23 protein-coding genes and 6 tRNA genes are annotated in these 24,463 nt (G+C 53.2%); 23 read left to right on the top strand and 6 right to left on the bottom strand.

Features of this window, described 5'->3' with window-relative positions:
- From KQI17_RS03850 to KQI17_RS03785, 14 genes are all read left to right on the top strand, one after another.
- Entirely contained in the window at positions 1–2,400 is a 2,400-nt protein-coding gene (locus KQI17_RS03850) for a VirB4-like conjugal transfer ATPase, CD1110 family (protein WP_216494989.1), read from the top strand.
- A gap of 14 nt (positions 2,401–2,414) precedes the next feature.
- Positions 2,415–3,026 (top strand): nitrogen fixation protein, encoded by a 612-nt coding sequence (locus KQI17_RS03845; protein ID WP_216494896.1) that lies wholly within the window; start codon positions 2,415–2,417, stop codon positions 3,024–3,026.
- A gap of 73 nt (positions 3,027–3,099) precedes the next feature.
- Entirely contained in the window at positions 3,100–4,047 is a 948-nt protein-coding gene (locus tag KQI17_RS03840) for a site-specific DNA-methyltransferase (RefSeq protein WP_371821949.1), read from the top strand.
- A complete protein-coding gene (locus KQI17_RS03835; RefSeq protein WP_216494895.1) occupies positions 4,047–6,254 on the top strand; it encodes a C40 family peptidase in 2,208 nt (735 codons plus the stop codon). The genes KQI17_RS03840 and KQI17_RS03835 overlap by 1 nt, the downstream gene beginning before the upstream one ends.
- Positions 6,255–6,269: 15 nt before the next feature.
- Positions 6,270–6,518 carry a DUF4315 family protein gene (locus tag KQI17_RS03830; protein ID WP_216494894.1) on the top strand — a complete coding sequence of 83 codons (249 nt, stop codon included), beginning with the start codon at positions 6,270–6,272 and terminating at the stop codon, positions 6,516–6,518.
- Positions 6,511–7,275 (top strand): DUF4366 domain-containing protein, encoded by a 765-nt coding sequence (locus tag KQI17_RS03825; protein WP_216494893.1) that lies wholly within the window; start codon positions 6,511–6,513, stop codon positions 7,273–7,275. Before KQI17_RS03830 ends, KQI17_RS03825 begins: the two co-directional genes overlap by 8 nt.
- Positions 7,272–9,341, top strand: coding sequence for a DNA topoisomerase 3 (locus KQI17_RS03820; protein WP_216494892.1), 2,070 nt, complete (start codon positions 7,272–7,274; stop codon positions 9,339–9,341). Before KQI17_RS03825 ends, KQI17_RS03820 begins: the two co-directional genes overlap by 4 nt.
- Positions 9,338–10,099, top strand: a complete 762-nt coding sequence (locus KQI17_RS03815) for a phosphoadenosine phosphosulfate reductase (RefSeq protein WP_216494891.1) — start codon at positions 9,338–9,340, stop codon at positions 10,097–10,099. The genes KQI17_RS03820 and KQI17_RS03815 overlap by 4 nt, the downstream gene beginning before the upstream one ends.
- An 11-nt stretch (positions 10,100–10,110) precedes the next feature.
- Positions 10,111–12,114: a DUF3849 domain-containing protein gene (locus KQI17_RS03810; protein WP_253285671.1), complete on the top strand. Its 2,004-nt coding sequence runs from the start codon at positions 10,111–10,113 to the stop codon at positions 12,112–12,114.
- A 5-nt stretch (positions 12,115–12,119) separates the two neighbouring features.
- A complete protein-coding gene (locus KQI17_RS03805) occupies positions 12,120–13,316 on the top strand; it encodes a DNA mismatch repair protein MutS (protein ID WP_216494890.1) in 1,197 nt (398 codons plus the stop codon).
- Between the two features lies 1 nt (position 13,317).
- On the top strand, positions 13,318–13,533 hold the full coding sequence (locus KQI17_RS03800; protein ID WP_216494889.1) for a transposon-transfer assisting family protein: 216 nt from the start codon (positions 13,318–13,320) through the stop codon (positions 13,531–13,533).
- Positions 13,534–13,546: 13 nt separating this feature from the next.
- Complete coding sequence (locus KQI17_RS03795) at positions 13,547–15,304, top strand: antirestriction protein ArdA (protein ID WP_253285670.1); 1,758 nt, start codon at positions 13,547–13,549, stop codon at positions 15,302–15,304.
- Between the two features lie 472 nt (positions 15,305–15,776).
- Entirely contained in the window at positions 15,777–16,112 is a 336-nt protein-coding gene (locus KQI17_RS03790) for a helix-turn-helix domain-containing protein (protein WP_216494887.1), read from the top strand.
- Complete coding sequence (locus KQI17_RS03785; RefSeq protein ID WP_216494886.1) at positions 16,109–17,161, top strand: DNA cytosine methyltransferase; 1,053 nt, start codon at positions 16,109–16,111, stop codon at positions 17,159–17,161. The genes KQI17_RS03790 and KQI17_RS03785 overlap by 4 nt, the downstream gene beginning before the upstream one ends.
- A 34-nt stretch (positions 17,162–17,195) precedes the next feature.
- Here the strand turns inward: KQI17_RS03785 and KQI17_RS03780 are convergent, their stop codons facing one another.
- Positions 17,196–17,846, bottom strand: a complete 651-nt coding sequence (locus KQI17_RS03780; RefSeq protein WP_216494885.1) for a restriction endonuclease PLD domain-containing protein — start codon at positions 17,844–17,846, stop codon at positions 17,196–17,198.
- On the opposite strand from KQI17_RS03780, the gene KQI17_RS03775 reads away from it, so the two are divergent.
- Positions 17,827–17,982: a helix-turn-helix domain-containing protein gene (locus KQI17_RS03775; protein ID WP_216494884.1), complete on the top strand. Its 156-nt coding sequence runs from the start codon at positions 17,827–17,829 to the stop codon at positions 17,980–17,982. The genes KQI17_RS03780 and KQI17_RS03775 overlap by 20 nt on opposite strands.
- Before the next feature lie 122 nt (positions 17,983–18,104).
- On the top strand, positions 18,105–19,265 hold the full coding sequence (locus KQI17_RS03770; protein ID WP_216494883.1) for a site-specific integrase: 1,161 nt from the start codon (positions 18,105–18,107) through the stop codon (positions 19,263–19,265).
- Between the two features lie 46 nt (positions 19,266–19,311).
- Here the strand turns inward: KQI17_RS03770 and KQI17_RS03765 are convergent.
- A tRNA-Ser gene (locus tag KQI17_RS03765) sits at positions 19,312–19,400 on the bottom strand.
- A 43-nt stretch (positions 19,401–19,443) separates the two neighbouring features.
- On the opposite strand from KQI17_RS03765, the gene KQI17_RS03760 reads away from it, so the two are divergent.
- From KQI17_RS03760 to KQI17_RS03735, 6 genes are all read left to right on the top strand, one after another.
- Complete coding sequence (locus KQI17_RS03760; protein WP_216494882.1) at positions 19,444–19,743, top strand: hypothetical protein; 300 nt, start codon at positions 19,444–19,446, stop codon at positions 19,741–19,743.
- A gap of 178 nt (positions 19,744–19,921) precedes the next feature.
- Positions 19,922–19,996: transfer RNA gene (locus tag KQI17_RS03755), tRNA-Gly, on the top strand.
- 7 nt (positions 19,997–20,003) lie between these two features.
- A tRNA-Arg gene (locus KQI17_RS03750) sits at positions 20,004–20,080 on the top strand.
- A 52-nt stretch (positions 20,081–20,132) separates the two neighbouring features.
- Positions 20,133–20,209, top strand: a tRNA-His gene (locus tag KQI17_RS03745).
- A 52-nt stretch (positions 20,210–20,261) separates the two neighbouring features.
- Positions 20,262–20,336: transfer RNA gene (locus KQI17_RS03740), tRNA-Gln, on the top strand.
- Between the two features lie 36 nt (positions 20,337–20,372).
- Positions 20,373–20,448, top strand: a tRNA-Lys gene (locus tag KQI17_RS03735).
- A gap of 250 nt (positions 20,449–20,698) precedes the next feature.
- On the opposite strand, the gene rpsR is transcribed toward KQI17_RS03735, so the two are convergent.
- The 3 genes from rpsR to rpsF are packed head-to-tail and all read right to left on the bottom strand — an operon-like array spanning position 20,699 to position 21,741.
- Positions 20,699–20,959, bottom strand: coding sequence for a 30S ribosomal protein S18 (rpsR, locus tag KQI17_RS03730; RefSeq protein WP_022018022.1), 261 nt, complete (start codon positions 20,957–20,959; stop codon positions 20,699–20,701).
- A 26-nt stretch (positions 20,960–20,985) separates the two neighbouring features.
- A complete protein-coding gene (locus tag KQI17_RS03725) occupies positions 20,986–21,432 on the bottom strand; it encodes a single-stranded DNA-binding protein (RefSeq protein ID WP_022018021.1) in 447 nt (148 codons plus the stop codon).
- Between the two features lie 12 nt (positions 21,433–21,444).
- The gene (gene rpsF, locus KQI17_RS03720; protein ID WP_022018020.1) at positions 21,445–21,741 is read right to left on the bottom strand and encodes a 30S ribosomal protein S6; all 297 of its coding nucleotides are present in this window, start codon (positions 21,739–21,741) and stop codon (positions 21,445–21,447) included.
- A 195-nt stretch (positions 21,742–21,936) separates the two neighbouring features.
- Here rpsF and spoIIP point away from each other — a divergent pair, with 195 nt between their 5' ends.
- Positions 21,937–23,106 carry a stage II sporulation protein P gene (gene spoIIP, locus KQI17_RS03715; protein ID WP_216494881.1) on the top strand — a complete coding sequence of 390 codons (1,170 nt, stop codon included), beginning with the start codon at positions 21,937–21,939 and terminating at the stop codon, positions 23,104–23,106.
- Between the two features lie 45 nt (positions 23,107–23,151).
- Here the strand turns inward: spoIIP and glyA are convergent, their stop codons facing one another.
- Complete coding sequence (glyA, locus tag KQI17_RS03710) at positions 23,152–24,441, bottom strand: serine hydroxymethyltransferase (protein ID WP_022017837.1); 1,290 nt, start codon at positions 24,439–24,441, stop codon at positions 23,152–23,154.
- Positions 24,442–24,463 lie beyond the last annotated feature (22 nt).

Genomic DNA, 24,463 nt, shown 5'->3' with positions numbered 1-24,463 from the left:
ATGACCGTGAAAAATGGTGTCATTTACGGCGATGCCCTTTCCGCTCAGGAAAAGAAGCGGATTGTCTCTCAGAAGAAAAAAGACAGAGGCGCAAAGAAGGTCCGTAAATCCGCCCAGCAGACCATCCCCTATGTGGAGATGTGCCGCGACGGTATCTGCAAGGTCAATTCCCGCCTCTACACCAAGTCCATTGGCTTTGAGGACATCAATTACCAGCTTGCGCAGAACGAGGACAAGACCGCGATCTTTGAGAACTGGTGCGACTTTCTGAACTACTTTGACAGCTCGATTTTCGTCCAGCTCTCTTTCATCAATCAGCGGGCAAGCCTCGGCGAGTTTCGCAAGCGCATCAATATCCCGGCACAGGAGGATGCCTTCAACGACATCCGCTCCGAGTATTCCGGGATGCTCCAAAATCAGCTCACCAAGGGCAATAATGGTCTGATCAAGAAAAAGTACATCACCTTCGGCATTGAGGCAGATTCCATCCGCACGGCAAAACCGAAGCTGGAACGCATTGAAACGGACATCCTCAACAACTTCAAGACGCTGGGCGTCAGGACGGAACCGCTGTCGGGCTATGAGCGGCTGAAAGTTTTGCATGATGTGTTCAATATGGACACCAATGAGCCGTTCCGCTTTTCCTTTGATATGGTTGCCCGGACGGGGCTTTCCACCAAAGACTTTATCTCGCCCACCTCCTTTGACTTCCGTGAAGGCAAGTGCTTCAAAATGGGAAGAACCATCGGTGCAGTGAGTTTCCTGCAAATCCTCGCCCCGGAGTTGAGTGACAGGATGCTGGCTGACTTCCTTGAGATGGACAGCAACATCACGGTCAATTTTCATATCCGAACGATTGACCAGGCGAAGGCAATCAAGAGCATCAAGTCGAAAATCACCGACCTTGACAAGATGAAGATAGAGGAACAGAAGAAAGCAGTCCGTTCCGGCTACGACATGGACATCATTCCCTCTGACCTTGCCACCTTCGGCGGCGAAGCGAAGCGGCTGTTGCAGGATCTCCAGACCCGCAACGAGCGGCTGTTCCTTGTGACGATCCTCATCATGAACACGGCATCCAGCCGTCAGAAGCTTGAGAACGCTGTGTATCAGACCGCCGCCATTGCGCAGAAATACAACTGCGCACTCAAGCGGCTGGACTTTCAGCAGGAAGAAGGGCTGATGTCCTCGCTTCCTATCGGCGTCAATCAGGTGGAAATTGAGCGCGGACTGACCACATCCAGCACAGCGGTTTTCATTCCGTTTACCACACAGGAGCTTTTCCAGTCCGGGGAAGCTCTATATTACGGACTGAATGCGCTCTCCAACAACATGATCATGGTTGACCGCAAGCAGCTCAAAAACCCCAACGGCTTGATTCTCGGTACGCCCGGTTCCGGCAAGTCCTTCTCCGCCAAGCGTGAAATGACGAATGCCTTCCTCATCACGGAGGATGACATCATCGTTTGCGATCCCGAAGCCGAGTATTATCCGCTGGTGCAGAAGCTCGGCGGTCAGGTTATCCGTATCTCTCCGATCAGCACGGACTACATCAATCCGCTGGACATCAATGTCAACTACTCCGAAGAGGAAAACCCGCTGACGCTGAAATCCGACTTCATTCTCTCGATGTGCGAGTTAATTGTCGGCGGCAAGGACGGCTTGCAGCCGGTTGAGAAAACCATCATTGACCGCAGCGTCCGCATGGTCTATCAGGAGTTTCTTGCAGACCCCAAGCCGGAGAAAATGCCGATCCTTGAAGACCTCTACAACATTTTGAGAAATCAAAAGGAGCCGGAAGCACAGCGCATCGCTACGGCGCTGGAAATCTATGTTCACGGCTCTCTGAACGTCTTCAATCACAGAACCAATGTTGATGTCAACAACCGATTCGTCTGCTATGACATCAAGGAACTGGGCAAGCAGCTCAAAAAGCTCGGAATGCTCATCGTGCAGGATCAGGTGTGGAACCGCGTAACCATCAACCGCGCCCAGCATAAGGCAACTCGCTACTACATGGACGAGTTCCATCTTTTGTTGAAGGAAGAGCAGACTGCGGCGTACAGCGTGGAAATCTGGAAGAGATTCCGTAAATGGGGCGGCATCCCCACAGGGATTACCCAGAACGTCAAGGATCTGCTTGCCTCCCGTGAGGTGGAGAACATCTTCGAGAACTCCGATTTCGTGTATCTGCTGAATCAGGCGTCCGGTGACCGAGAAATTCTCTCGAAGGCGCTGAACATTTCGCCCAGCCAGCAGAACTACATCACCAACTCCAATGCCGGTGAGGGCTTGATCTTCTACGGCTCGACCATCGTTCCCTTCAAGGACGATTTCCCGAAAAACACCCAGCTCTACCGCATTATGACCACCAAACCCGAAGAAACCGTACAGAATTAAGGAGGATTTTGAATATGAACAAGAACTTCAATACCAAGAACATTACCGAAGAGATCAAGGACGTTCCCGTCAATACCACGATGGGCAGTGTCACCAAGCTGCTTGATCTGCTGTTTGAGGTCATCGACATGAACGCTGACATAATCGCCCTTATCCGTGAGGAAGCAGAGCTGAAAAAGCATCACCGCGCCTATCTCCATATCCGTGAGGAACTGGAGGACTGCACTGACCGGACTTCTACCCGTATGCAGGGCATTCTCGAAGAAACACGTAGCTGTGTCATTGGGCTGATGCAGGATGTCCACAAAACCTTCCGCGCCCGCGAACAGGAGGCAGATGATGACGATACCGTCACCATCGCCAAGGAAGACTATGACACCATGATCGACGATCTGCTCACGATGTCCGAAATCATTCAGTGCGTCGCAGATATGCGCACGCAGGACATGAAGGCAATCCGCGAGTTTGGCAAGTTTGTTCCCGCCTTTGCCGCCTTTGAGAAGAACCGTCTGAGCCTCTACCGCGAGGCTGCGAAGGAAGCCGAGGAAATCTTCGACCGCTGGGCGGACTGTGTTGACGAAGAGGACGAGGACGATTATGAGCCGGACGAGTTTTTCTCCGACTAAGAGCTTCTATTGAAAACTTCTACATAAAATCCGGCTACATTTCAATAAGCCCAAGGAACAGGAGGTAACGACCATACAACTCGATACGATTTACACCGGCAACTGTCTTGAAGTCCTGAAGACGCTGCCGGATGACAGCATTCATTGCTGTGTGACCTCTCCGCCGTATTACGCCCTGCGCGATTACGGGATGGATGCCCAGATTGGAAGAGAGACAACACCGGCAGAATATATCTCGCGCCTGACCGAAGTGTTTACCGAAGTCAGGCGCGTTTTGCGTCCTGACGGTACGCTCTGGCTGAACATCTCGGACACCTATGCAGGAACGAGCAATCAGGGCGGCTATGTTGATCCCAAGAACCCAAACGGCAGAAATGGTCAGGCGGTAGCGCTCAACCATAAGGTTGAGCGCTGCAAGCCCAAGGACATGATCGGCATTCCGTGGATGCTTGCCTTTGCACTGCGCGACTCCGGCTGGTATCTCCGGAACGACGTCATCTGGATGAAGGAAAACCCCATGCCCGAAAGCGTGAAAGACCGCTGTGCCAGATGCTATGAGCATATTTTCCTGTTTTCCAAATCCAAGAAGTATTTCTTTGACCACAAGGCAATCGCAGAGCCTATTGCCCCAGCCACCTACGAGCGCATGAAGCGCGGTATGCGGGGCGGAAACAAATACGGTAAGCCCATTCCCGGTCAGCCGCAGGCACAGCGAATCAACCGTCCTCGTGAACCGGGCGAAATCAAGGACAGCGACATCAATCCTCTGAGAAATAAGCGCGATGTATGGGTGATCAACACGGTTCCCTTCAAGGGCGGTCACTATGCCGCTTATCCTCCGAAGCTGGTGGAAACCTGTCTGCTTGCCGGTTGTCCTGAAGGCGGCATTGTCCTTGATCCGTTCATGGGTAGCGGCACAACCGGCATGGTCGCAAAGCAGATGGGACGCCATTTTGTCGGCATTGAGCTGAATCCGGAATACACAGAGCTTGCCTATCAGCGGATCGGAGGTGAGATTTAATGCCAAAGGAATCGGAGCTGAAAGCCCGTGACAAGGTGGTTATGAAGATGACCCGTGACGGCGCAGTGGAAGAAAACCTGACCGAAGGCACGAGCAAAAGCGTTACCGGGCGGACAGCAGATGCAGAACTTGTAAAGCCGGTTGAAGCATCAAAGCCCGCTGAGGCGCTTTCTGCGGAGGAACAGAAAAAGGTGCAGATGCGCCGACAACAGCGTCAGTTTCGGGAGGAACACACGGACAATACCGGCACTCAGCCGACTTCCGAAACGACTGTCACAGAAGAGAAAAAATCGGAAAATCCACCCCAGAACGCACACGAAGCCGTTCCAGTGTCAGAAACACCGCTAAAGCTGCCTCTCTCAGAGCAGCACAGCAGCCCTTCTCATACCGGCGCGGTAATTGCCGAAACGGTTGTCATGCATAAGCTGCGTAAGACATCTGCGGTTGAAGCAGTTGACGCGGATGCTGTTCTGTCCCAAGCGGCTGAAACGGCTGCGGAAGCCCCGATCCCGGATATTTCTGCATCCTCTCCGAAAATGCATCGTCTTGAGCGCAAATCCCAAAAGGCACACGAGCGGCTGGATGCTGCCCGCGAGAAGCTGCCCACACACAAGGTACTCAAAAAGGAGCGCGTTTTTGACGAGGCATCCGGTAAGGGCAAGACGCGCCTGCATTTTGAGGATGAGCTGAAAAAGCCCAAGCAGCAGAGCAAGCTTTCCTTTGAAACGGAGAAAACCGTCCGTAAGATCGGGGACTCACTCGGCTCCGTCGTTCACGGTAAGCTTCATGAGGTTGAGCAGGATAACGCCGCTGTTGAGGGAGCGCACAAGACGGAGATCGTCGCTGAGACGGCAATCCGTCATTACAGTCATCACCGTGAAAACAGCGTCAATAAGCCCTATGAGAAGGTGTCCAAGCTGGAACATAAGGCGGAAACCGCAGACGCCAAGCTCCAATATGAGAAAAATCAGCAGGAGCATCCTGAGCTGCACAGGCAGAACATGAACAGGCATTATCAGAAGCAGAACATCAAGAAGGAGTACGCTGCCGCCCGAAAAGCCGGTTCTCAGACAGCCGGGACAGCAACAAAAAGCACCGGAAAGAAAGCCGGTGAAAAGGCGGCTGATAAACTCAAGGAGTTCTTTGAGAAGAACAAAAAGGCGTTTCTCTGGATCGGCGTTGGACTTGGTATTCTCGTATTTCTTGCTGCCGGTATCAGTTCATGCAGCTCGATTTTCACGCAGACAGGTGCCGGCATCATTGCTTCCTCCTATCTCAGCGAGGATGACGCGATGCTCGGTGCAGAAGAACAGTATTGCCGGATGGAACAGGAATTGCAACGCTATCTCGACACCTATGAAAGCACACATGACTATGACGAATATCACTTCGATCTGGATGACATTGAGCATGATCCCTATGTGCTGATCTCCATTCTCTCTGCTCTTCACGAGGGCGAGTTCACGCTGGACGAGGTACAGGGGACGCTTCAAATGCTGTTTGACAAACAGTATATCCTTACCGAAGAGGTCATCGTCGAAACCCGATACCGGACAGAAACCGACACATGGACGGATTCAGACGGCAACACCCATACGGAAACCTACCGTGTTCCCTATGATTATTACATCTGCTATGTGACGCTGGAAAACTTCAATCTTTCCCATGTTCCGGTCTACATCATGTCTCAGGATGAGCTATCCTTGTACGCAACCTATATGTCGGGACTTGGCAACCGAGAGGATCTGTTTCCCAATTCCGATTATGTGGACAAGTACATCACAAATCCCCCCGCCGACTACGATGTCAACCCGGAATACCTGAACGACGAGAAGTTTGCAACGCTGATCGAAGAGGCTGAAAAGTACATCGGCTATCCCTATGTGTGGGGCGGCTCCAATCCCGACACATCTTTTGACTGCTCCGGCTTTGTGAGCTACGTTTTCACAAACAGCGGACTTGTCAATACCGGGCGACTCGGTGCGCAGGGACTTTACAACGTCTGTACGCCTGTCTCCAAGGCAAATGCAAAACCCGGCGATCTCATCTTCTTTGTCGGAACATACGACACGCCCGGTGTCTCCCACGTTGGCATCTATGTTGGGGATGGAGTCATGCTGCACTGCGGCGATCCCATTCAGTACACGTCAATCAATTCTTCCTACTGGCAGCAGCATTTTTACGCCTTTGGAAGACCGAACTATTGAAAGTGGAGGTTTTATATGAATCCCAAGTATCAGAAAGTCCTCTCTGACATTGAGAAGGCAGAAAAGAAAAAATCTGAGCTGGAAGCCCAGCTCAAGGCGCTTTACGACAAGAAGACAGAGATGGAAAACCTTGAAATTGTCAACACCATCCGCGCTCTGTGCATGGACAAGGATCAGATCATGTCCTTCCTCTCTGACATGAAGGGCGGCAAGCCGTCCCGTCCGGCAGCATCTATCGAACAGGAGGTATCTGAGAATGACTAAGCGTATTCGTTTTTTGACCATGTTTGCGGTCTGCATCGCGGTTCTGTCCTGCTTCTCCGTGACGGCGTTTGCCTACGCGGATGACACCGAGCAGAATCTTCCTGTCACTGAGGCATCTCAGCCGGAGGACACTCCTACACCGGAAAAGCCGAAGCAGGGTGAACCGATTGATGATGAGGGCAACGCCTATACCCGTGATTTGCTCTATGACAAGGCAACAAACAAGCAGTTTATCACTATTCAGACGAAAAGTGGCAACACCTTCTACATTGTCATTGACTACGATGCGCCGGTCAATGAGGATGAGGAACAGTATAAGACCTATTTTCTCAATCTCGTGGATGAGCGTGACCTGACCGATCTGCTGGATGAAGAGGATATTCCTGCCGTTGTCTGTACCTGCGCCGATAAGTGCGAAGCCGGTAAAGTCAACACTTCCTGCCCTGTCTGCAAGAACAACCCGAGTGAATGCACCGGCAAGGCGGCGGAGACGGAAGCCCCCTCTACGGAGCCTGATCCCTCTGAGGTTGAGCAGCCCAAAAAGAGCAGCAATACCGGCATGGTGATCGGCATTGTTGCGGTGGTCGGTATCGGCGGTGCGGCATACTACTACATCAGGTTTGTTCGCGGCAAGAAGCAGCAGGATGAGGATCTGGATTTCTTTGACGATGAAGGCTATGAGGAAGAGCCGTACATCAATGAGGATGAAGAGCCGCAGATTACGGAGGACGAGGAAACGGACGGTGATGAAGAATGATTTTAGTTATTGCTGAAAAACCCAGCGTTGCCCAGTCCATTGCAAAGGTACTGGGCGCAGCGTCCAGAAAGGACGGTTACATGGAGGGCGGGAACTACATCGTCTCGTGGTGTTTCGGACATTTGGTGGAGCTGGCGGACGCCAGCTCTTATGATGAACGCTACGGCAAGTGGCGGTACGACGATCTGCCCATCGTCCCGGATAACTGGATGTTCGAGGTCACAAAGGACAAGGCACAGCAGTTCAAGGTGCTGTCCTCTCTCATGAAGGACAAGCGCGTCACCGAGCTTGTCTGTGCGACCGACGCCGGACGTGAGGGGGAGCTGATCTTTCGGCTGGTGTACAACAAAGCCGGATGCACGAAACCCTTCAAGCGCCTGTGGATCAGCTCTTTGGAGGACTCCGCCATTCGGGACGGCTTCAATCATCTTCGTGACAGCAGTGAGTTTGACCGCCTTTATGAAGCGGCGCTCAGCCGCTCCAAGGCAGACTGGATTGTCGGCATCAATGGTACGCGGCTGTTCTCCACGCTCTATCACAAAAAGCTGGTGGTCGGACGAGTGCAGACGCCGACCCTTGCAATGCTGGTAGAACGGGACGGCAAAATCTCCACCTTTCAGAAAGAGAAGTATTTCAATGTCCACATCGGCAAGGACGGGCTGACCGCCGATCTGGAAAAGATCAAAAACGAAGACGAGGCAAAAGAAATTGCGGCGGCTTGCGATAAAAAGCAAGCCGTCGTTTCTTCTCTCAAAAAGGAAACTAAGACGGTCAATCCGCCGAGGCTTTATGACCTGACCACCTTGCAGAGGGAGGCAAACCGCTATTACGGCTTCACCGCCCAGCAGACGCTTGATCTCGTTCAGACACTCTACGAAAAGAAGCTCCTGACCTATCCGCGCACGGACAGTCAGTTCATCACCGATGACATGGAGGCTACTGCCCGTCAGGTGATCTCTATTGTCTGCCGCCAGCTTCCGCTCTTTGACGGAGTATCGGCTACGCCGGACATTGCCCGTATTACGGACAGCGCCAAGGTCACAGACCACCACGCCATTCTTCCCACTGTCCAGCTCGAAAAGCAGGATATTTCCACACTCCCGCTGTCTGAGCAGAAGATTCTCAATCTTGTCGGGATGCGTCTTCTGTGTGCAGTTGGAGAAAAGCACATCTTCAATGAAACCTCCGCGACGCTCTCCTGCGAGGGCTATGAGTTCAAAACGAAGGGCAAAACCATCGTGCAGGACGGCTGGAAAGCCATTGAGCAGCGTTTCAAGAACTCCCTCAAAGACAAGGAAGCGGTTGATGCTGAGAAAGCCATTCCCAGCTTCAAAGAAAACGACATAATCCAGTCTGTATCTGCCAGCGTGACGGAACACTTCACAAGCCCTCCCAAAGCCTTTACAGAAGATACTCTCCTGTCGGCTATGGAGACTGCCGGAAACGCGGAGTTCGACGATGATACCGAGAAGAAGGGACTCGGAACTCCTGCCACCCGTGCCGGTGTGATTGAGAAGCTGGTGAAGTCCGGTTTCGCGGAGCGCAAGGGCAAGTCCATTGTCCCGACAAAAGACGGATGCAATCTCGTCTGCGTTCTGCCGGAGCAGATCACCTCTCCCACCATGACAGCGGAATGGGAAAACACGCTCATGCAGATTGAGCGCGGCAATGCGGATGCAGACACCTTTTTGAGCGGCATCGTCCAGATGACCGGGGAACTTGTGAAAGCCTACCCCTTCCTGTCCGACGCCGAGGCTCAACGTTTCGGAACGGGCAGGGAGGAAATCGGTAAGTGTCCCCGCTGCGGTTCTCCGGTCTATGTGGGCAAGGGCAACTTCTATTGTTCCAGTAAGGAATGCAACTTCTGCCTGTGGGAAGACAACAAGTTCTTCTCTTCCAAGAAAAAGAAGCTGACAAAGAAGATCGCAAAAGAGCTGCTGGATAAGGGGTGGTGCAGAGTAACCGGACTTTATACGCCAAAAAAGCCGCAGCTCTACGATGCTGTCATCCGGCTGGATGATACCGGCGGCAAGTATGTCAGCTTCAAGATGGAGTTTGACCGATGAGCCGCCCGAAATATGTTGCCTCTTGTAGCGGAGGCAAGGATAGTGTGGCAACCCTTCTGCTGGCTGCACAGCACAATGAACCGCTTGATGAAGCCGTGTTCAGTGAGGTCATGTTCGATGAAACAACAAGTGGTGAAGTCCCGGAACACCGGGACTTCATCTATGACCGCCTCAAGCCTTTTTGTGAAAAGGAGCTTGGCATCAAGTTCACCATCCTACGCGCCGACAAGACCTATGATGATGTGTTCCATCACATTATCACCCGCGGACCCAACGAAGGGAAAAAGCGCGGCTTTGTCTGGCCGGGAATGTGCGCAGTCAACCGTGACTGCAAAGTACCCCCGATCCGCAAGTACAATGCCGCGCTGTCTCCTGACACGGTGAGCTATGTCGGCATTGCATCCGATGAACAAAAGCGCCTTGCCCGTCTGGATGGGATTCACAAGGTCAGTCTTCTCGGTAAGTACGGAGTGACGGAAGCAGAAGCCCGAACACTCTGCGAGGAAAGCGGTCTTTTGTCACCGATCTACACACACTGCCGGAGAAACGGATGCTGGTTCTGCCCCAATGCCAGCGATGCCGAATTGCGCCACATGATTACTCATCACCCGGAAATGTTTGACCGGCTCATTGAATGGGAACATGAAGAAAATGTCTTCCATCGCCGGTTGACACGAAAAGAAACCCCGTCTGAGATCAAAGCTCGTTTGATGAGCAAACCTCAGCCGGGGCTTTCTTCTAACCAAAATCAAGGATAAGGAGGTCGTAAATGGCTGAAAACAGAAATGCCCAGCAAGTCCGCGAGATTACGGACAAGCTGGAACAGGGTATCAAGGAATTGTTTGAATCTGAGCGTTTCAAGGAATATCTCCGCACAATGTCCAAGTTTTACAGCTATTCCTTCAACAATACGTTGCTCATTGCCATGCAGAAGCCGGATGCAACCTATGTTGCTGGATATACCTCATGGCAGCGAAATTTTGACCGTCAGGTCATGAAGGGCGAAAAGGGCATCAAGATTCTTGCACCCGCACCCTATAAAGCACAGGAAGAACGCGAGAAGATTGACCCCGCTACACAGAAGCCGGTACTGGATGCGGACGGTAAGCCCGTAACGGAGACTGTGGAAATCATGCGTCCCGCTTTTAAGGTGGTGAGCGTATTCGATGTATCTCAGACGGACGGCAAGGAGCTTCCAGACATCATGGTGGATCAGCTCACCGGTAAAGTCGAACGATACGAAGACTTTTGGCGCGTCCTCAAGGAAGTTTCTCCCGTGTCTGTCGAGCTTGAGAAAATCGAAGGCGGCGCACATGGATATTACCATCAGGTCGATAAGCGTATTGCCATTGATGAAGGCATGAGCGAGATGCAGACAATCAAAACGCTGATCCATGAGATTGCTCACGCAAAGCTCCATGCTATTGATCCTGACGCAAAGACAGCTCCCGAAGATAGAAAAGACAGGCACACCAAGGAGGTTGAGGCAGAAAGCGTTGCCTACACCGTCTGCCAGCGGTACGGCATTGAAACCTCGGACTACTCCTTCGGGTACATCGCTGGTTGGTCATCCGGCAAGGAAACCAAGGAGTTGAAAAGCTCTCTGGACACCATCCGCAAGACGGCGGCTGAGATGATCGAGAGCATTGACGCCAAGCTCAAAGAGTTGGTGGCATCCAGAGAACAAGCGGTAGAGCAGGCAGGCGAAATTGCCGTAAGCATCGGAGAACGTGGCTATATCGAAGTCCATGCTACGGACGGCGGCTTTGACTACTCACTCTATGACAGCAGTATGAAGCTCAAAGATGGCGGCTTTGTTCCAGACGAGGACACCACGGCACATTCCGTTATGAAGTCTCTTTGCACAGAGTTAGGCGTTCTGGATGATGAGATTACCATACTGGATTATGGGGAGTTTCAAGAAAAAGCGGCAAAAGCCATTGAGATCACACCATCCTACATCGAAGTACCAATCTATCACGAAATGGCAAACTACGCCTACGAAGCCGGTGAGATGGACGTATATCGGGCATCTCTCCTTGCCAATATTGCTTGCCGTGATTCGATTGAAACAACGATCAATGAGAACTACGGCGATAATCGGTTGAATGCGCAAGCTGCCGTTCAAGGAGTCATGGAGAAGTTCTCTTCCGAAAGGATTGCTTATGTGCTGGCAAACACTGTCCAGCAGAAATCCCATGACGGACGGATTACGACTTCCGTAAAGGAATGGGCGAAAAAGGTGGAGGTTTGCGCCGAAAACCGCACGGACTTCATCGTGGATAAGGTCAACCCCGGACTTCTTGATTTGTTCACCGTAGAATTTCAGAAGCAGACAGCATCTGAGGTTGTACAAGCTCCTGTTGAACCCGCAAAGCACCGCCTGACGCCGGAGGAAAAGAAGATCAAGGATGCCGTCATGGACACGCTCAAGGGGCAAATCGCCTACCATAACGACGGCATGAGGTCAACCTACCGCTCGTCCGAGCAGTCCTTCCGCACGATGGCGCAGTACAAGGTGAAAATCGAGGGCAACACCGTCACCCGAAACGGTGAGCCGATGTTCAAAATCCATCGCCGTCACGCCGCAAGGAAGACACAGGGCTGCTATCGGGAGCTGATGCCGACGCTGGAATACATCGGACGCGAGAAAGCTCAGGAAACGAAGCAGGAAAAGCCGTCCATCCGGGACCAGCTCAAGGCTGCTGCCAAGTTCCAGTCAGAGAAGAAAGCTCCTGCGAAGCAGAAATCTCACGACATTGGATTCGAGTGATGCCTATGAAGAAGAAACATACGAACGTGGATATTATCGCGGAGCTGAAAAAGCTGGTGGACTCCCATGTAGACAGTTACAAGGAGGACTTTGACATCGACAAGCGCATCATCCGCTGCGCAGCGGAAAGCAAGGAGCCAGAGGACAAGGTACTGATGTGGTTCTGCCGTCCGCATGGGACGCACTGTCTCAGAGAGAATCAGGTCTTCATTCAGGGAACAAGGGATCACAACACCTATCGGTTCTATGCCGAGCAGACCCGTGACGAGTGCATTGCCCGTGTCATCATACCGAAGGAAGTGCGCAAAGGCAAGGTGTACGGAGATGTGTTCGAGGTCAATTACCGCGAACAGGCGGCGAATGTGGCGCAGAACTCTGTCGCACCGGATCATGACCGTCTGACATTTGCGGACGGCTATATGCTGGACGCGCCCTGCCGTAGCAGCTTCGATGCAGCAATGGCTCTGGTTGGTGAGCATGGCAGCGTCAAAACCCACCGGACGCTCCCGAAGGACGCGGATGCTCTGGCGGAAGTGTTGACCAAGCAGAAAAGCCGCCGTGACAGACTGCCGGAGGCTGAGAGGACGGAGGTGCTTGCCCCTCTGCCCGTTGCAGAACTCCGCAAGTACGAGGCAGTCAAACAGGCGCATCCCGAAGCGCTGGTCTGCTTTGCTCAGAACGGCTATTTTGAGCTGTACGGCAAGGACGCGGAAAAAGCCGCGCCTCTTCTCGGCACAAAGGTTCTGGAGAAGAAAGTGCGCGGCAAGTCCGCTATGCCGGTCACGGGCTTTCGTGAAAGCGCGTGGGTTGCTGCGTCCAAAAAGCTCTGGCAGTCCGGCGCAGATGTCTTTCTCTCAAAGGACGGCGATACCTTCAAAGACCTCAAGGGCGCAGATTACATCCCCGTTGGCGCAACCCTCATGATGGACGGAATGAAGTGCCGGATCGACGCAGTTGATTATACCGCAAATGAGGTCAAGCTGACCGACATCACGAAACCGGACAAGCCCTTCAAATTCAGTGAAGACATTGCCTATGTCCGCAACTTTGTGGAGGATGCGGGAATTGCGATTTATGACACCATTCCGAAAAAACCTGCTGCCCGTGAATCCATCCGGGAAAAGCTGAAAGCCTCACAGAAAGCACAGCCGTCCCAGCCGCAGAAACCGCAGAAATTAAAAGGAAAGGATATGGAACTCTGATATGAAGAACTTTACCGTGGAAGAAACCAACCTGATGTGCTGCTTTAACACCTCCAGCCGGAAGCGACTGATCGACGATATGAAGAGCGTCACCTTGAACGATATGGACGGCGAGATCGCAGAGCTGATGTATAAAACCGTCCAGAAGCTCGAAGCGATGACTGACGCTGAGTTTGACGAACTCTACATCATGCCGGACAGCATGATGGATGACTGAAAGGAGGATGCCTATGCCCGTATTGGATGGAGATTTTGAAGCCTTTGTCACCAATCTCGGAAAGTACAACGAGGGTGAGCTGGTCGGTGAATGGGTGAAGTTTCCCACAACCGAGGAAGAAATGCAGAAGGTTTTTGAGCGCATCGGGATCGGCTCGAAGGATGAGTTCGGTCAGCCCTATGAGGAATGGTTTATTACCGACTATGAATGCCCGATCTATGGCGTTCAGAAAATGCTTGGCGAGTACGAAAGTCTTGATAAGCTCAACTACCTTGCCGCCTTGATTGACGAGCTTTCCCTGAGCGATCAGGAAAAGCTCGTTGCCATTATGGAAGCCGGATGCGATGAAGTCAGCGACATTGACGATCTCATCAATCTGACCTTCAATCTGGATTGCTATGATGTTATGCCTGGTATCAACGACGAGTCCGATCTTGGCTATTACTATGCTCACGAAATCGGTATTTACTCCGAAAAGGATCTCGGACCGTTGGCAGACTACATCGACTATGAGCGCTATGGGCGCGACATTGCAATGGATGAGCAGGGACGCTTTACCGACGCCGGTTATGTCCGATGCACCGGCGATAGCTGGGACAGGCAGTTCGACGGTTCTCTGGATGACATTCCCGACGAATACCGGATCACCGGCTCTGCTGAGTCTCAGGAGCAGGACAGCAGAATGACCGTTGTGGTGGTTGAACCGGAAAAAGCTCCGCGCATTGCCGATGTCGGCTCTGATCTCAGTTCCCTGCAAAGCATGGTAGGCGGTTGTATCGAAGCTGTTTATCCGTTTAATGACCCGGTTGCCATTGTCTGCAATGGGGAAGCCAAGCTCGAAGGTCTGCCCCTCAACCGCGCCCTTCGAGATGAAGACGGGGACATCTATGACATTGTTGCCGGAACATTCATGGTTGTGGGGCTGGCGGAAGACAGCTTTGGTTCTCTCTACGGTGATCTTGCACTCAAGTATGCAGAGTTCTTCAAACAGCCGGAGATGTTCGCAAAGCTGGGAGATAAAATCGTGGCGATCCCCATGATCAGTGAGGAACAGCATAAGCAGGAAGCTGTGGAGCAGAAAGACTTTGAGATGAATATGGACACCTCCGGTCTGGCAGTTGCCGGTCATATCGGTACTTGGCACACCATTGACCACAAAGAGGTGGACGGTCACAGCTTCTTCCTCATGGAGCATGATACCTACGGAGACGATGCCGCCTGTATCATTGTCGATGAGCGCGGCAAGCTGGTTCTCGATCAGGTCTACAACGGCTTTGATGATGACACAATGCGTCTTCTCAAGCTCGAAGTCATGGAAGTGCCGGAAATGCCTGATCCTGCGCTTTCCGTGCAGGACATGAAGAATTACGGCTACGCATGGGCTGGTGTTCTTCCTGCCGGTCAGGAAGCGGCTGAAAAGGCACTCGAAAAGGGCTGCGAGGTTTACCGGCTCTATTCGGATAACACCGAAGGCTTGTGTGTGGATGCCAAGGAAATTGCCGATCATGCTGCAAAGGGCGGGATGCTCGGCATCAGCAAGGAAAGCTGGATGGCGGCACTTGAAAAGGAAAACTATCTCAAGTCGGCTGAGATGGCAATGGAGGATGATTACGGCATGATTGACGGGATCATCAATAACGGTCCGAAGGAAGATAAAGTCCCGGAGCGAAGTGAGAAGTCATCTATCATGGATCGGCTCAAGTCCGCAAAGAGTGAGAAACAGAAGGAGTGCTGCCCGCCCCAAAAGCACAAAGGAGAGCTTGACTTATGAGCAGAAGCCAAAAATGGCGGCAGGAATGGTCATTCTTCATCGGAGACAGCGGACGACGGAGATATAACCGCTTTTGTGTCCGCTGCATCCACGGATGCAAACAGAGCTTTCGGGCTGAACTGCTTGCCTGTCCGAGCTTCACCCGGAAGCATCCGCAGAGTAGACAATTAGAGGTCGAAAAGGGCTGAAATATCAAGCCTCCCAGCCTCACAAACTGACTGCCCCTTGTGATTATATTCCCTGTGAGGATTCGAATTTACAGCGCAAATAAGTGTCGATTTCGCCACTTGTTTGAATGCTCTGAGAACAAGCCAAGAGCCTCTGTCGATGCCCAGTTGGGTGTCGGCAGAGGCTCTTTTTTTGTTCTATGTATTACGCTTTTGTAAAATCGCTGCGTTACCGCAGCGATTTTGCAAAAACTATTGCATTTTCGCAGCGATTATGCTATAATTGAGTATGGTGAGGTGGTCGTATGAACAATATAGGTGATTTTCTTAGAAAAGCAAGAGAAGAGAACGGGTTAAGCCTAAAAGATGTACAGGTTAAAACCGGAATCAGCAATTCCGTTCTTAGCAGAATTGAAAACAACAAGAATCAGTCAGGAGTAAATCCGACGGTTCTGCGGTCTTTATCCAAGCTCTATGGTTGCAACCTCATTGAATTGTTCATTATGGCTGGCTATCTGGATGATGAAGCTCTTTCTTCCTACAAGCAGGTTTTTCACAATGCAGATCTGCTTACTGATGACGAAAGAAAAAACACCCAAGAACAAATAGATCTGTTCACGAAAGGAAGGAAGAAACAATGATTTTCAAATTAGGAGAACTCTTCTGCGGACCCGGAGGACTCGCGTGGGGAGCAACCCATGCCGACATAGGTGATCCGAACTATAGCATCGTCCATGCTTGGGCAAACGATTATGACGAGAATACATGTAAAACGTACCGTCGCAACATCTGTCCTGACGCTCCGGCGAGTGTTTACCATGCCGATGTCAGAAAATTTGATTTGACCAAGTTATCTCCCATCGATGCATTCGCATTCGGTTTTCCCTGCAATGATTACAGTGTTGTTGGTGAGCAAAAAGGTATGGACGGTGTTTACGGCCCCCTTTACTCCTACGGCGTTAAGGTTTTGAAGCTCTATCAGCCGCAATGGTTTCTTGCAGAAAACGTAGGTGGTCTTCGTAACGCAAATGACGGTAAGGCATTCACAAAGATTCTCGACGAGATGCGTAAAGCCGGTTACAAACTCTATCCCAACTTGTACAAGTTTGAAAACTACGGGATTCCACAAGCCCGACACAGAATTATAATTGTCGGCATAAGAAATGATATTGATGTAGAGTTCAAAATCCCCTCATACGCTCCTTATGCAGGAATCGACAATACCTGTAAGACGGCAATAGAAGTTCCGCCTATCCCAGATGACGCTCCAAACAATGATGCAACAAAGCAGTCTGCAACTGTTGTTGAACGGTTAAAGTATATTAAACCGGGGCAAAATGCCTTCACCGCAGACCTACCCGAAAATCTGCAGCTGAATATTTCTGGTGCAAAGATCAGCCAGATATATAAGAGACTCGATCCAAGTAAACCGGCGTACACTGTTACTGGAAGCGGTGGTGGAGGAACGCATATCTATCATTGGTCAGAGCCTCGTGCGTTGACAAACAGGGAACGGGCAAGACTCCAAACATTTCCCGATGACTTTATTTTTGAGGGAAATAAGGAGAGCGTCCGCAAACAAATTGGCATGGCAGTACCGTGTCGTGGTGCGCAGATTATCTTTGAAGCGATACTGAAAAGCTTCGCTGGCATCCCATACGATTCAATGCCCGCAAATATTGATGAATAAAAACAACGGCATGACAAAACGTCATGCCGTTGTTTTATACGGAGAAATCCATTAGATATGTCTCTTCATCCAGTTTGACAAATGTTACGTCTGTTCTCCCATAGCGATCAAGCGCATCACGGGTAACAAACTCGCCGTTCGCAAGCCCTAAGCGGTTTCGGAAGTATTCACCTAAATCACTGTTCCGTGCTGGTGTGGTAATTGCTTTGTCATTTTGCTGTTCAACTCGTAATATCAGTTGATGACGATCATCCGTGATAGCTGTGAAGTGTCTCTCTTCTAATGGAAAAAAACCACTCTTGGCTATGCGTCTTGGTAGATGTATATAAGCCTCATTCGGATTTCTGTTTGGTCGCTGTCCCCAATTTAATCCCGAACGCTGACCTGGTACTCCGTCGCGCGTCAATAGACTCAGATTAACCGTTTCATACTGATGCTCCGTCTGTGCAATATCCTCCCGCAGTGCATTTTCGCGGTCTAAAACCGGGTGTGTTGGATGAATAAGCACATACTCTTCGACTTCGGCGTGATTCGCATAAATGCTCCTTCCGGTAAGTCCCTCGAAGTAACGCATTGCCTCAACTGGATCACACTCAGACAATACTTCCTGCCGATGATGACCGACAAACGATCCTTGAACAAAGCTTGCCGATCCCATTGAGCAGATGTGTGAAATACTCAGCATCAGTACGAAGACCGGCTATCGCATCCTGCGTGAAGGCAAAGTCTGTTGCCTCAAAGTCGGCAGAGCCTATCGTATTCCGAAGGCTCATCTTTTTACCTATCTCTGCATTGGCTGCGGGGAGACGGTCACAGCATAAAGCTTGGACTCAAATTGTTTACAAAAAATGTTCGGCAGAGGTCCTCCAATTCGAACCCGGTTCTGGTATAATAAGACCCCGGTATAAGGTAGGTGTCTCTGCTACGAAGAAGGAGGATAATTATGGTAGCAGGACATCTCCGCGAAAAAAGCGGATATTACTACGCCGTGTTGAACTACACTGACTCGCTTGGAAAGCGAAAGACCAAGTGGATTTCTACCGGACTTGCTGTCAAGGGAAACAAAAAACGCGCCGAGGCGATCCTGATGGACGCACGACGCAATTTCAATCCCGAAGAGCCGAAGGTCATGAACGGAGACATTCTGTTCGCGGACTATATGGAAAAGTGGCTCGACATCATCAAAAGCTCGGTTGCAGTCCCGACATTTGCCTCGTACTCGACCACGGTTAAGAAAATCGTATCGCCGTACTTCCGTGATAAAGAAGTGACACTCAAGAATCTGACCGCAAAGGATATTCAGGAGTTTTATCTGAGTGAGCTTGAGCGTGTCAGCGCTTCCTCGGTCATCCATTATCATGCCAACATTCATAAGGCACTCAAGTATGCCGTGAAGATTGACCTGATCGATGTAAACCCGGCTGATAAGGTTGAGCGTCCGAAGAAAGACCGCTATGTTGGCAGTTTTTATGATGCCGAAGAGGTCAATGCTCTTTTTGAAGCCGCAAAGGGAACCAAGCTCGAATTGCCGATCCTGTTTGGCGCATTCTACGGTCTGCGCCGGAGTGAGGCAATCGGTCTGAAATGGGATGCCATTGACTTTGAGCAGAACACCATCACGATCCGGCACACGGTTACTTCCTGTGATCTGGACGGCAAGCGCATTCTGGTCGCTTCGGACACCACCAAGACCAAATCGAGTATGAGAACACTGCCTCTTGTTCCGTTCATGAGAGAACGCCTTCTTGCTCTGAAAGAAGAGCAGCAGGAAAACCGCCGCCTGTGCGGACGCAGCTACATCAAGGACTACCTTGAGTATGTATGTGTCAACGAGATTGGCGATCTGATCAAGCCGCATTACGTCACAGAGAGCTTTCCGAAGCTTCTCAAGGCAAACGGCATGAGACAGATCAGGTATCACGATCTCCGGCATAGCTGTGCTTCGCTCCTTTTGGCAAACGGTGTGCCTATGAAGCAGATTCAGGAGTGGCTTGGTCATAGCGACTTTTCAACTACGGCAAACATCTACGCACATCTGGATTACAGCTCAAAGCTGACCTCTGCGGATGCAATGCTCAACGGCTTGGGCTTTGCGCAGAATTGAAAAAGAAAAGCCAGTAGCCGGAAAAACCGACTACTGGCGAGGTTTCTGGCGGAGCGGGTGGGATTCGAACCCACGGAACCTTGCGGTTCAACTGATTTCGAGTCAGTCCCGTTATGACCACTTCGATACCGCTCCGTATTTATCTCAACATCAGCACCTCGGAAAACGGGGAGAACTGATGGGGAGAACAAAGAAAAATATTAAGTTAAGGATACCCGAAAAACCCCGTAAAATCAAGGGATTCCGGTTGGGGAGCTACCGAGTAGCGACCACGATTTCGAGTCGTTCTCGTTATGACCTCTTCGATAGCCCTCCGTATATCTCAACTGTTTTCCGTGCGCTGAGAAAATGCAAGAAAAACACGCAAGAACAATATGAAATTTTGAAATTCGATCCGGCGAAAACCCTTATAAATCAAGGGTTTTCAGCGGAGAAAACGGCCAGAGCCAACGCGCATTTCGAGTCAGCCCCATTATGACCACTTCGATACCGCTGCATACTATGGTATGATACCATGACTTCCGCGCGGTTGCAAGCAATTTTTCATCGCGAATGCCGAAAAACGCATATTTTGCGATGCAAGTATAAAATTCCATCTTGACATTACGCCTCTTCCGTGCTATCATGCAAAAGCTGACAGGTTGCGGAGGGCTCTTGCAGGTGTAGCACAATGGCCAGGGCACCAGCCTTCCAAGCTGGGGATGCGGGTTCGATTCCCGTCACCTGCTCCATCCATTTGCGCCAGTAGCTCAGCAGGATAGAGCAACTGCCTTCTAAGCAGTAGGCCGGGGGTTCGAATCCCTTCTGGCGTACCATTTTCCCCAAAGTGGCCTGCGGCGAGGCTTCCCTTGTGATACCAGATATGTGGTGGGTGTAGCTCAGTTGGTTAGAGCACCGGATTGTGGTTCCGGGTGTCGAGGGTTCGAGTCCCTTTACCCACCCCACAAAAAGAGCGGGATCGGGAATAGAGTCCCGATCCCCTTTCTTTTCCCTTATAGGGGTGTAGCCAAGCGGTAAGGCAAGGGACTTTGACTCCCTCATTCGCTGGTTCAAATCCAGCCATCCCTGCCAGAGAATAACAGCGTTTTCCGCTGCCTTCATACCTTCGCTTCGTTAGCTCAGTCGGCAGAGCACCTGCCTTTTAAGCAGGGTGTCCGGGGTTCGAATCCCCGACGAGGCACCAAAAAGAAAAGCATCGCCTTGCGATGCTTTTCTTTTTGGGTTTCGCCGTCGCCGGCGGCGGCTCCACCCTCCGGTATTAAAACGCCCGGGGCAAATGAATTGCCCCTCTGCCAAGCTTTTGCTCCGCAGAACACTTGCGCGGCGCAGCTGCGCCGTCCGTCCTGCCGCCGCTAAGGCAGATCGCTCGCCGCGCAGCGCCTGCTCCGGACAAAAAAAGAGACACGCACCGCGTGTCTCTTTTTCGTTTGCAGTTATTCGGTGACGAAGGGCAGCAGAGCGATCTGACGGGCGCGCTTGATCGCCTCAGTCAGCTGACGCTGATGCATGGCACAGGTGCCGGTGGTCCTGCGGGGCAGGATCTTGGAGCGCTCGGAAATGAAGCGGCGCAGCTTGGCGGCATCCTTGTAGTCGATATATTCGCACTTGTCAACGCAGAACTGGCAGACCTTGCGGCGCTTGCGGTTCGCAGGAGCACCGGCGCGAGGGGCCTTGTTTTCGCGTTCCATAGCCATGGAAGTATCCTCCTTTATAGATTTTGTCAGAACGGGAGCTCCCCGTCCTCTTCGATCTCGGCGAAGCCGCCGCCCGCGGGGGCGGAGTAGGTGGAAGCGGGAGAGCCGTAGGCCGGGGGCGCATAATCGCCGCCGGAGGCTCCGTCGCGCTTGCTGTCGCCGAAATATACGTTGTCGGCAACCACTTCCGCGCTGCGGCGGTTGTTGCCGTCCTTATCTTTCCAGTCGCGGATCTGCAGCCGGCCCTCGACCACGGCCATGCGGCCCTTGGCGAAGTACTGGCAGACAAACTCGGCGGTCTGGCGCCAGGCAACGACATCAATGAAATCCGTTGCCTTTTCGCCGCTCTCGCGGCTCTTGAAGTCGCGGTCCACGGCGAGGGAGAAGGACGTCACGGCCGTCCCGGTCTGCGTGCGGCGCAGCTCGGGGTCACGGGTCAGACGGCCCATGATAACGACACGATTGAGTGACATATTCTTTCCTCCTTATTCGTCCTTGCAGACGATCATGGAACGGATGACGCCGTCGGTAATGCGAAGGATACGGTCCAGCTCCTTGGGGAACTCGGGCGCGCTGGTGAAGGAGATCAACACATAGTAGCCTTCGGTAATGTAGTTGATCGCGTAAGCGAGCTTGCGCTTGCCCCACTCCTCCACTTCCATCGCGGAGCTGTTCTGCTCCACCAGGGTCTTGAACTTCTCGGTCAGCGCGGCAACGCCTTCCTCACCCTGTGCGGGGTCGATGATGAAAACGACCTCATAGTTAGCGGAAATCTTAGCCAATTTCTTGCACCTCCTTTTGGACTGATGGCCCACACGTCCTTCGTGTGAGCAAGGATATGCCTATGGTGAAACCATAAGCTCTACTATTATACAAAAAAAGAGCGCAAAGTCAAGCCCTTCCCGCGCTTTTCCGAAATATTTTTGCCCGGAATATCCGTCCCGCCGGTCGCATAGGTTTGTCCCGAGGTGACGATCATGCAGAAGATACCACGGAAACCCAGGCTGCGCGGCGTCCCGCGCATCGCGTTCGCCGCGGCGCTCACGGCGCTGACGCTCTGGACGGTCGGCGTGGCCGCCACGGCGCACAGCCTGTCCGATGCCGCCGAACGGCTGCGGCAGGAGACTGCGCTCCCGCTCGCCCTGCTGCGCTACGAGATGGGCGGCGAGGAAGCGGACGAGCTCTCCCTCGGCGCATCGCTCGCGCTGAGTCTGACGCCCATCCTTGCCGACGCGCGCAGCGAGGTGACGCAGGCGTGGTCGAGCGAGCTGCAGCTCCCGCCCGACGAAACGAAGCCCGACACCGAGGATCACGAGGGCACAACGCTCTCCGACGCACAGACGGGGGAGACCGTTCCGCGCGGCGCGGACAACGGCGTGCCGTCCCGCACGCTCCGGGTCGGCGACCCGAGCGGCTATACGGTGCTGGGGAACGTCTGCATCAACAACGGCTCAAAGTGTACGCTGGACGCTTCGCAGCTCACGGGAGCGCCCACCGCAGCGGAATGTCCCGCCGACGGCCCGCAGGTGCTCATCGTCCACACGCACGGCACGGAGGCCTACACCATGCCGGCAGGGGAGGAGTACGAGGCGAGCGACGACCACCGCACGCTCGAAAAAGAAAAGAACATGATCCGCGTCGGCGACGAGATCGCCCGCGTCCTGACGGACGCCGGTCTCGGCGTGCTCCACGACCGCGAGCTCTACGACTACCCCAACTATTCCGGCGCGTACAACCGCTCGCTCGCCGCCATTGAGAAATACCGCGCGGAGTATCCCTCGCTCCTCTACATTTTAGACGTTCACCGCGACGCCGTAGCCGACAGCGAGGGCAACAACTACAAGCTCCTGTGCGCCGAGGAGCCGGGGGCCGCTCAGCTGGAATTTGTCATCGGCTCGTCCGGCGGCGGGCTGGAGCACCCCGACTGGCGCGAGAACCTCAAGCTCGCCTGCGCCGTGCAGGAGACGCTGTACGCAAAATACCCCACGCTCATGCGTCCCGTCACGGTGCGCAACTCGCGCTACAACCAGCAGGTCACAGCCGGCTCTCTGCTCATCGAGGTCGGCACGGCGGGCAACTCGCTCGATGAGGCGCTTGCCGCCGCGCGGCTCTTCGCCGCGGGCTTTGCCGAAACCGTGCTGGCATAGGAAAGAAGAGGTCCCGTTTCCGGGACCTCTTCGGCTGTCTTACGCTTATTCGTAGATGGGGTACTTCTTGGTCAGGGCGACGACGGCCTCCTGCGCGGCGGTCTTATTGCCCTCGAAGTCACGGGCGACCATGCCCATGATGCGGGCGATCTCCTTCATGTCCTCTTCCTTCAGGCCGCGGGTGGTGGCGGCGGGGGTGCCGACGCGGATGCCGGAGGTGACGAACGGCTTCTCGGGGTCGTTGGGGATGGCGTTCTTGTTGACGGTGATGAAGCACTCGTCGAGGCGGCGCTCGATCTCCTTGCCGGTGATGTTGAAGTTGCGGACGTCAACGAGCATCAGGTGGTTGTCCGTGCCGCCGGAGACGAGACGGAAGCCTTCCTTCATCAGGCCGTCGGCGAGGACGGCGGCGTTCTTCACGACCTGCTCGCCGTAGGCCTTGAACTCGGGCTTGAGGGCCTCGCCGAAGCAGATGGCCTTGGCGGCGATGATGTGCTCGAGCGGGCCGCCCTGCGTGCCGGGGAACACGGCGGAGTCGATCTTCTTGGCGAGGTTGATGGTCTCCATCTCGCCGGTCTCGATGTTCTTCTTGGTGATCTCGTTCTTGCAGAGGATCAGGCCGCCGCGGGGGCCGCGGAGGGTCTTATGCGTGGTGGAGGTGACCACGTCGGCATAGGGCACGGGGCTCATGTGGACGCCCGCAGCGACGAGGCCGGCGATGTGCGCCATATCGACCATGAGGTACGCACCGACGGAATCGGCGATCTCACGGAACTTGGCAAAGTCGATCTTGCGGGGATAGGCGGAGGCGCCCGCGAGGATCATCTTGGGCTTGCACTCCTGCGCGATGCGATAGAGCTCATCGTAGTCGATCTGCTCGGTCTCATCGTTGAGGGAGTAGGGGACCTGATGGAAATACTGACCGGAGATGTTGACCGGGCTGCCGTGGGACAGATGACCGCCGTGGGCGAGGTTCATGCCCATGTAGGTGTCGCCGGGCTGGAGCATTGCCTTGAAGGCCGCGAGGTTCGCGCTCGCGCCGGAGTGGGGCTGGACGTTTGCGTGCTCGGCGCCGAAGAGCTTGCAGGCGCGCTGACGGGCGATCTCCTCGGTCTCGTCGACGCAGTAGCAGCCGCCGTAGTAACGCTTGCCGGGATAGCCCTCGGCGTACTTGTTGGTCAGGCAGGTGCCCATCGCCAGCATAACGGCGGGGGAGACGATGTTCTCCGAGGCGATCAGCTCGATGTTGCGCTGCTCGCGGTGGTACTCGTTCTCAATGGTCGCGCCGACCTCGGGATCGTACTGGGACAGGTAAGCCATGGTTTCCTTGATCATGATGAAAGTTCCTCCTCTTTAA

The sequence above is a fragment of the Oscillibacter sp. MSJ-31 genome (assembly GCF_018918025.1).
Classification (GTDB): domain Bacteria; phylum Bacillota; class Clostridia; order Oscillospirales; family Oscillospiraceae; genus Hominicoprocola.
Note: the sequence above shows the minus strand (reverse complement) of the source record. Positions and strands in the feature narration are given on the sequence as shown.

Excerpts from the sequence above, each read along its gene's own strand:
- KQI17_RS03850 (WP_216494989.1), top strand. The coding sequence starts at position 1 with ATGACCGTGAAAAATGGTGTCATTTACGGCGATGCCCTTTCCGCTCAG.
- KQI17_RS03845 (WP_216494896.1), top strand. The coding sequence starts at position 2,415 with ATGAACAAGAACTTCAATACCAAGAACATTACCGAAGAGATCAAGGAC.
- KQI17_RS03835 (WP_216494895.1), top strand. The coding sequence starts at position 4,047 with ATGCCAAAGGAATCGGAGCTGAAAGCCCGTGACAAGGTGGTTATGAAG.
- KQI17_RS03830 (WP_216494894.1), top strand. The coding sequence starts at position 6,270 with ATGAATCCCAAGTATCAGAAAGTCCTCTCTGACATTGAGAAGGCAGAA.
- KQI17_RS03825 (WP_216494893.1), top strand. The coding sequence starts at position 6,511 with ATGACTAAGCGTATTCGTTTTTTGACCATGTTTGCGGTCTGCATCGCG.
- KQI17_RS03820 (WP_216494892.1), top strand. The coding sequence starts at position 7,272 with ATGATTTTAGTTATTGCTGAAAAACCCAGCGTTGCCCAGTCCATTGCA.
- KQI17_RS03815 (WP_216494891.1), top strand. The coding sequence starts at position 9,338 with ATGAGCCGCCCGAAATATGTTGCCTCTTGTAGCGGAGGCAAGGATAGT.
- KQI17_RS03810 (WP_253285671.1), top strand. The coding sequence starts at position 10,111 with ATGGCTGAAAACAGAAATGCCCAGCAAGTCCGCGAGATTACGGACAAG.
- KQI17_RS03805 (WP_216494890.1), top strand. The coding sequence starts at position 12,120 with ATGAAGAAGAAACATACGAACGTGGATATTATCGCGGAGCTGAAAAAG.
- KQI17_RS03800 (WP_216494889.1), top strand. The coding sequence starts at position 13,318 with ATGAAGAACTTTACCGTGGAAGAAACCAACCTGATGTGCTGCTTTAAC.
- KQI17_RS03795 (WP_253285670.1), top strand. The coding sequence starts at position 13,547 with ATGCCCGTATTGGATGGAGATTTTGAAGCCTTTGTCACCAATCTCGGA.
- KQI17_RS03790 (WP_216494887.1), top strand. The coding sequence starts at position 15,777 with ATGAACAATATAGGTGATTTTCTTAGAAAAGCAAGAGAAGAGAACGGG.
- KQI17_RS03785 (WP_216494886.1), top strand. The coding sequence starts at position 16,109 with ATGATTTTCAAATTAGGAGAACTCTTCTGCGGACCCGGAGGACTCGCG.
- KQI17_RS03775 (WP_216494884.1), top strand. The coding sequence starts at position 17,827 with ATGTGTGAAATACTCAGCATCAGTACGAAGACCGGCTATCGCATCCTG.
- KQI17_RS03780 (WP_216494885.1), bottom strand. The coding sequence starts at position 17,846 with ATGCTGAGTATTTCACACATCTGCTCAATGGGATCGGCAAGCTTTGTT.
- KQI17_RS03770 (WP_216494883.1), top strand. The coding sequence starts at position 18,105 with ATGGTAGCAGGACATCTCCGCGAAAAAAGCGGATATTACTACGCCGTG.
- KQI17_RS03760 (WP_216494882.1), top strand. The coding sequence starts at position 19,444 with ATGGGGAGAACAAAGAAAAATATTAAGTTAAGGATACCCGAAAAACCC.
- rpsR (WP_022018022.1), bottom strand. The coding sequence starts at position 20,959 with ATGGCTATGGAACGCGAAAACAAGGCCCCTCGCGCCGGTGCTCCTGCG.
- KQI17_RS03725 (WP_022018021.1), bottom strand. The coding sequence starts at position 21,432 with ATGTCACTCAATCGTGTCGTTATCATGGGCCGTCTGACCCGTGACCCC.
- spoIIP (WP_216494881.1), top strand. The coding sequence starts at position 21,937 with ATGCAGAAGATACCACGGAAACCCAGGCTGCGCGGCGTCCCGCGCATC.
- glyA (WP_022017837.1), bottom strand. The coding sequence starts at position 24,441 with ATGATCAAGGAAACCATGGCTTACCTGTCCCAGTACGATCCCGAGGTC.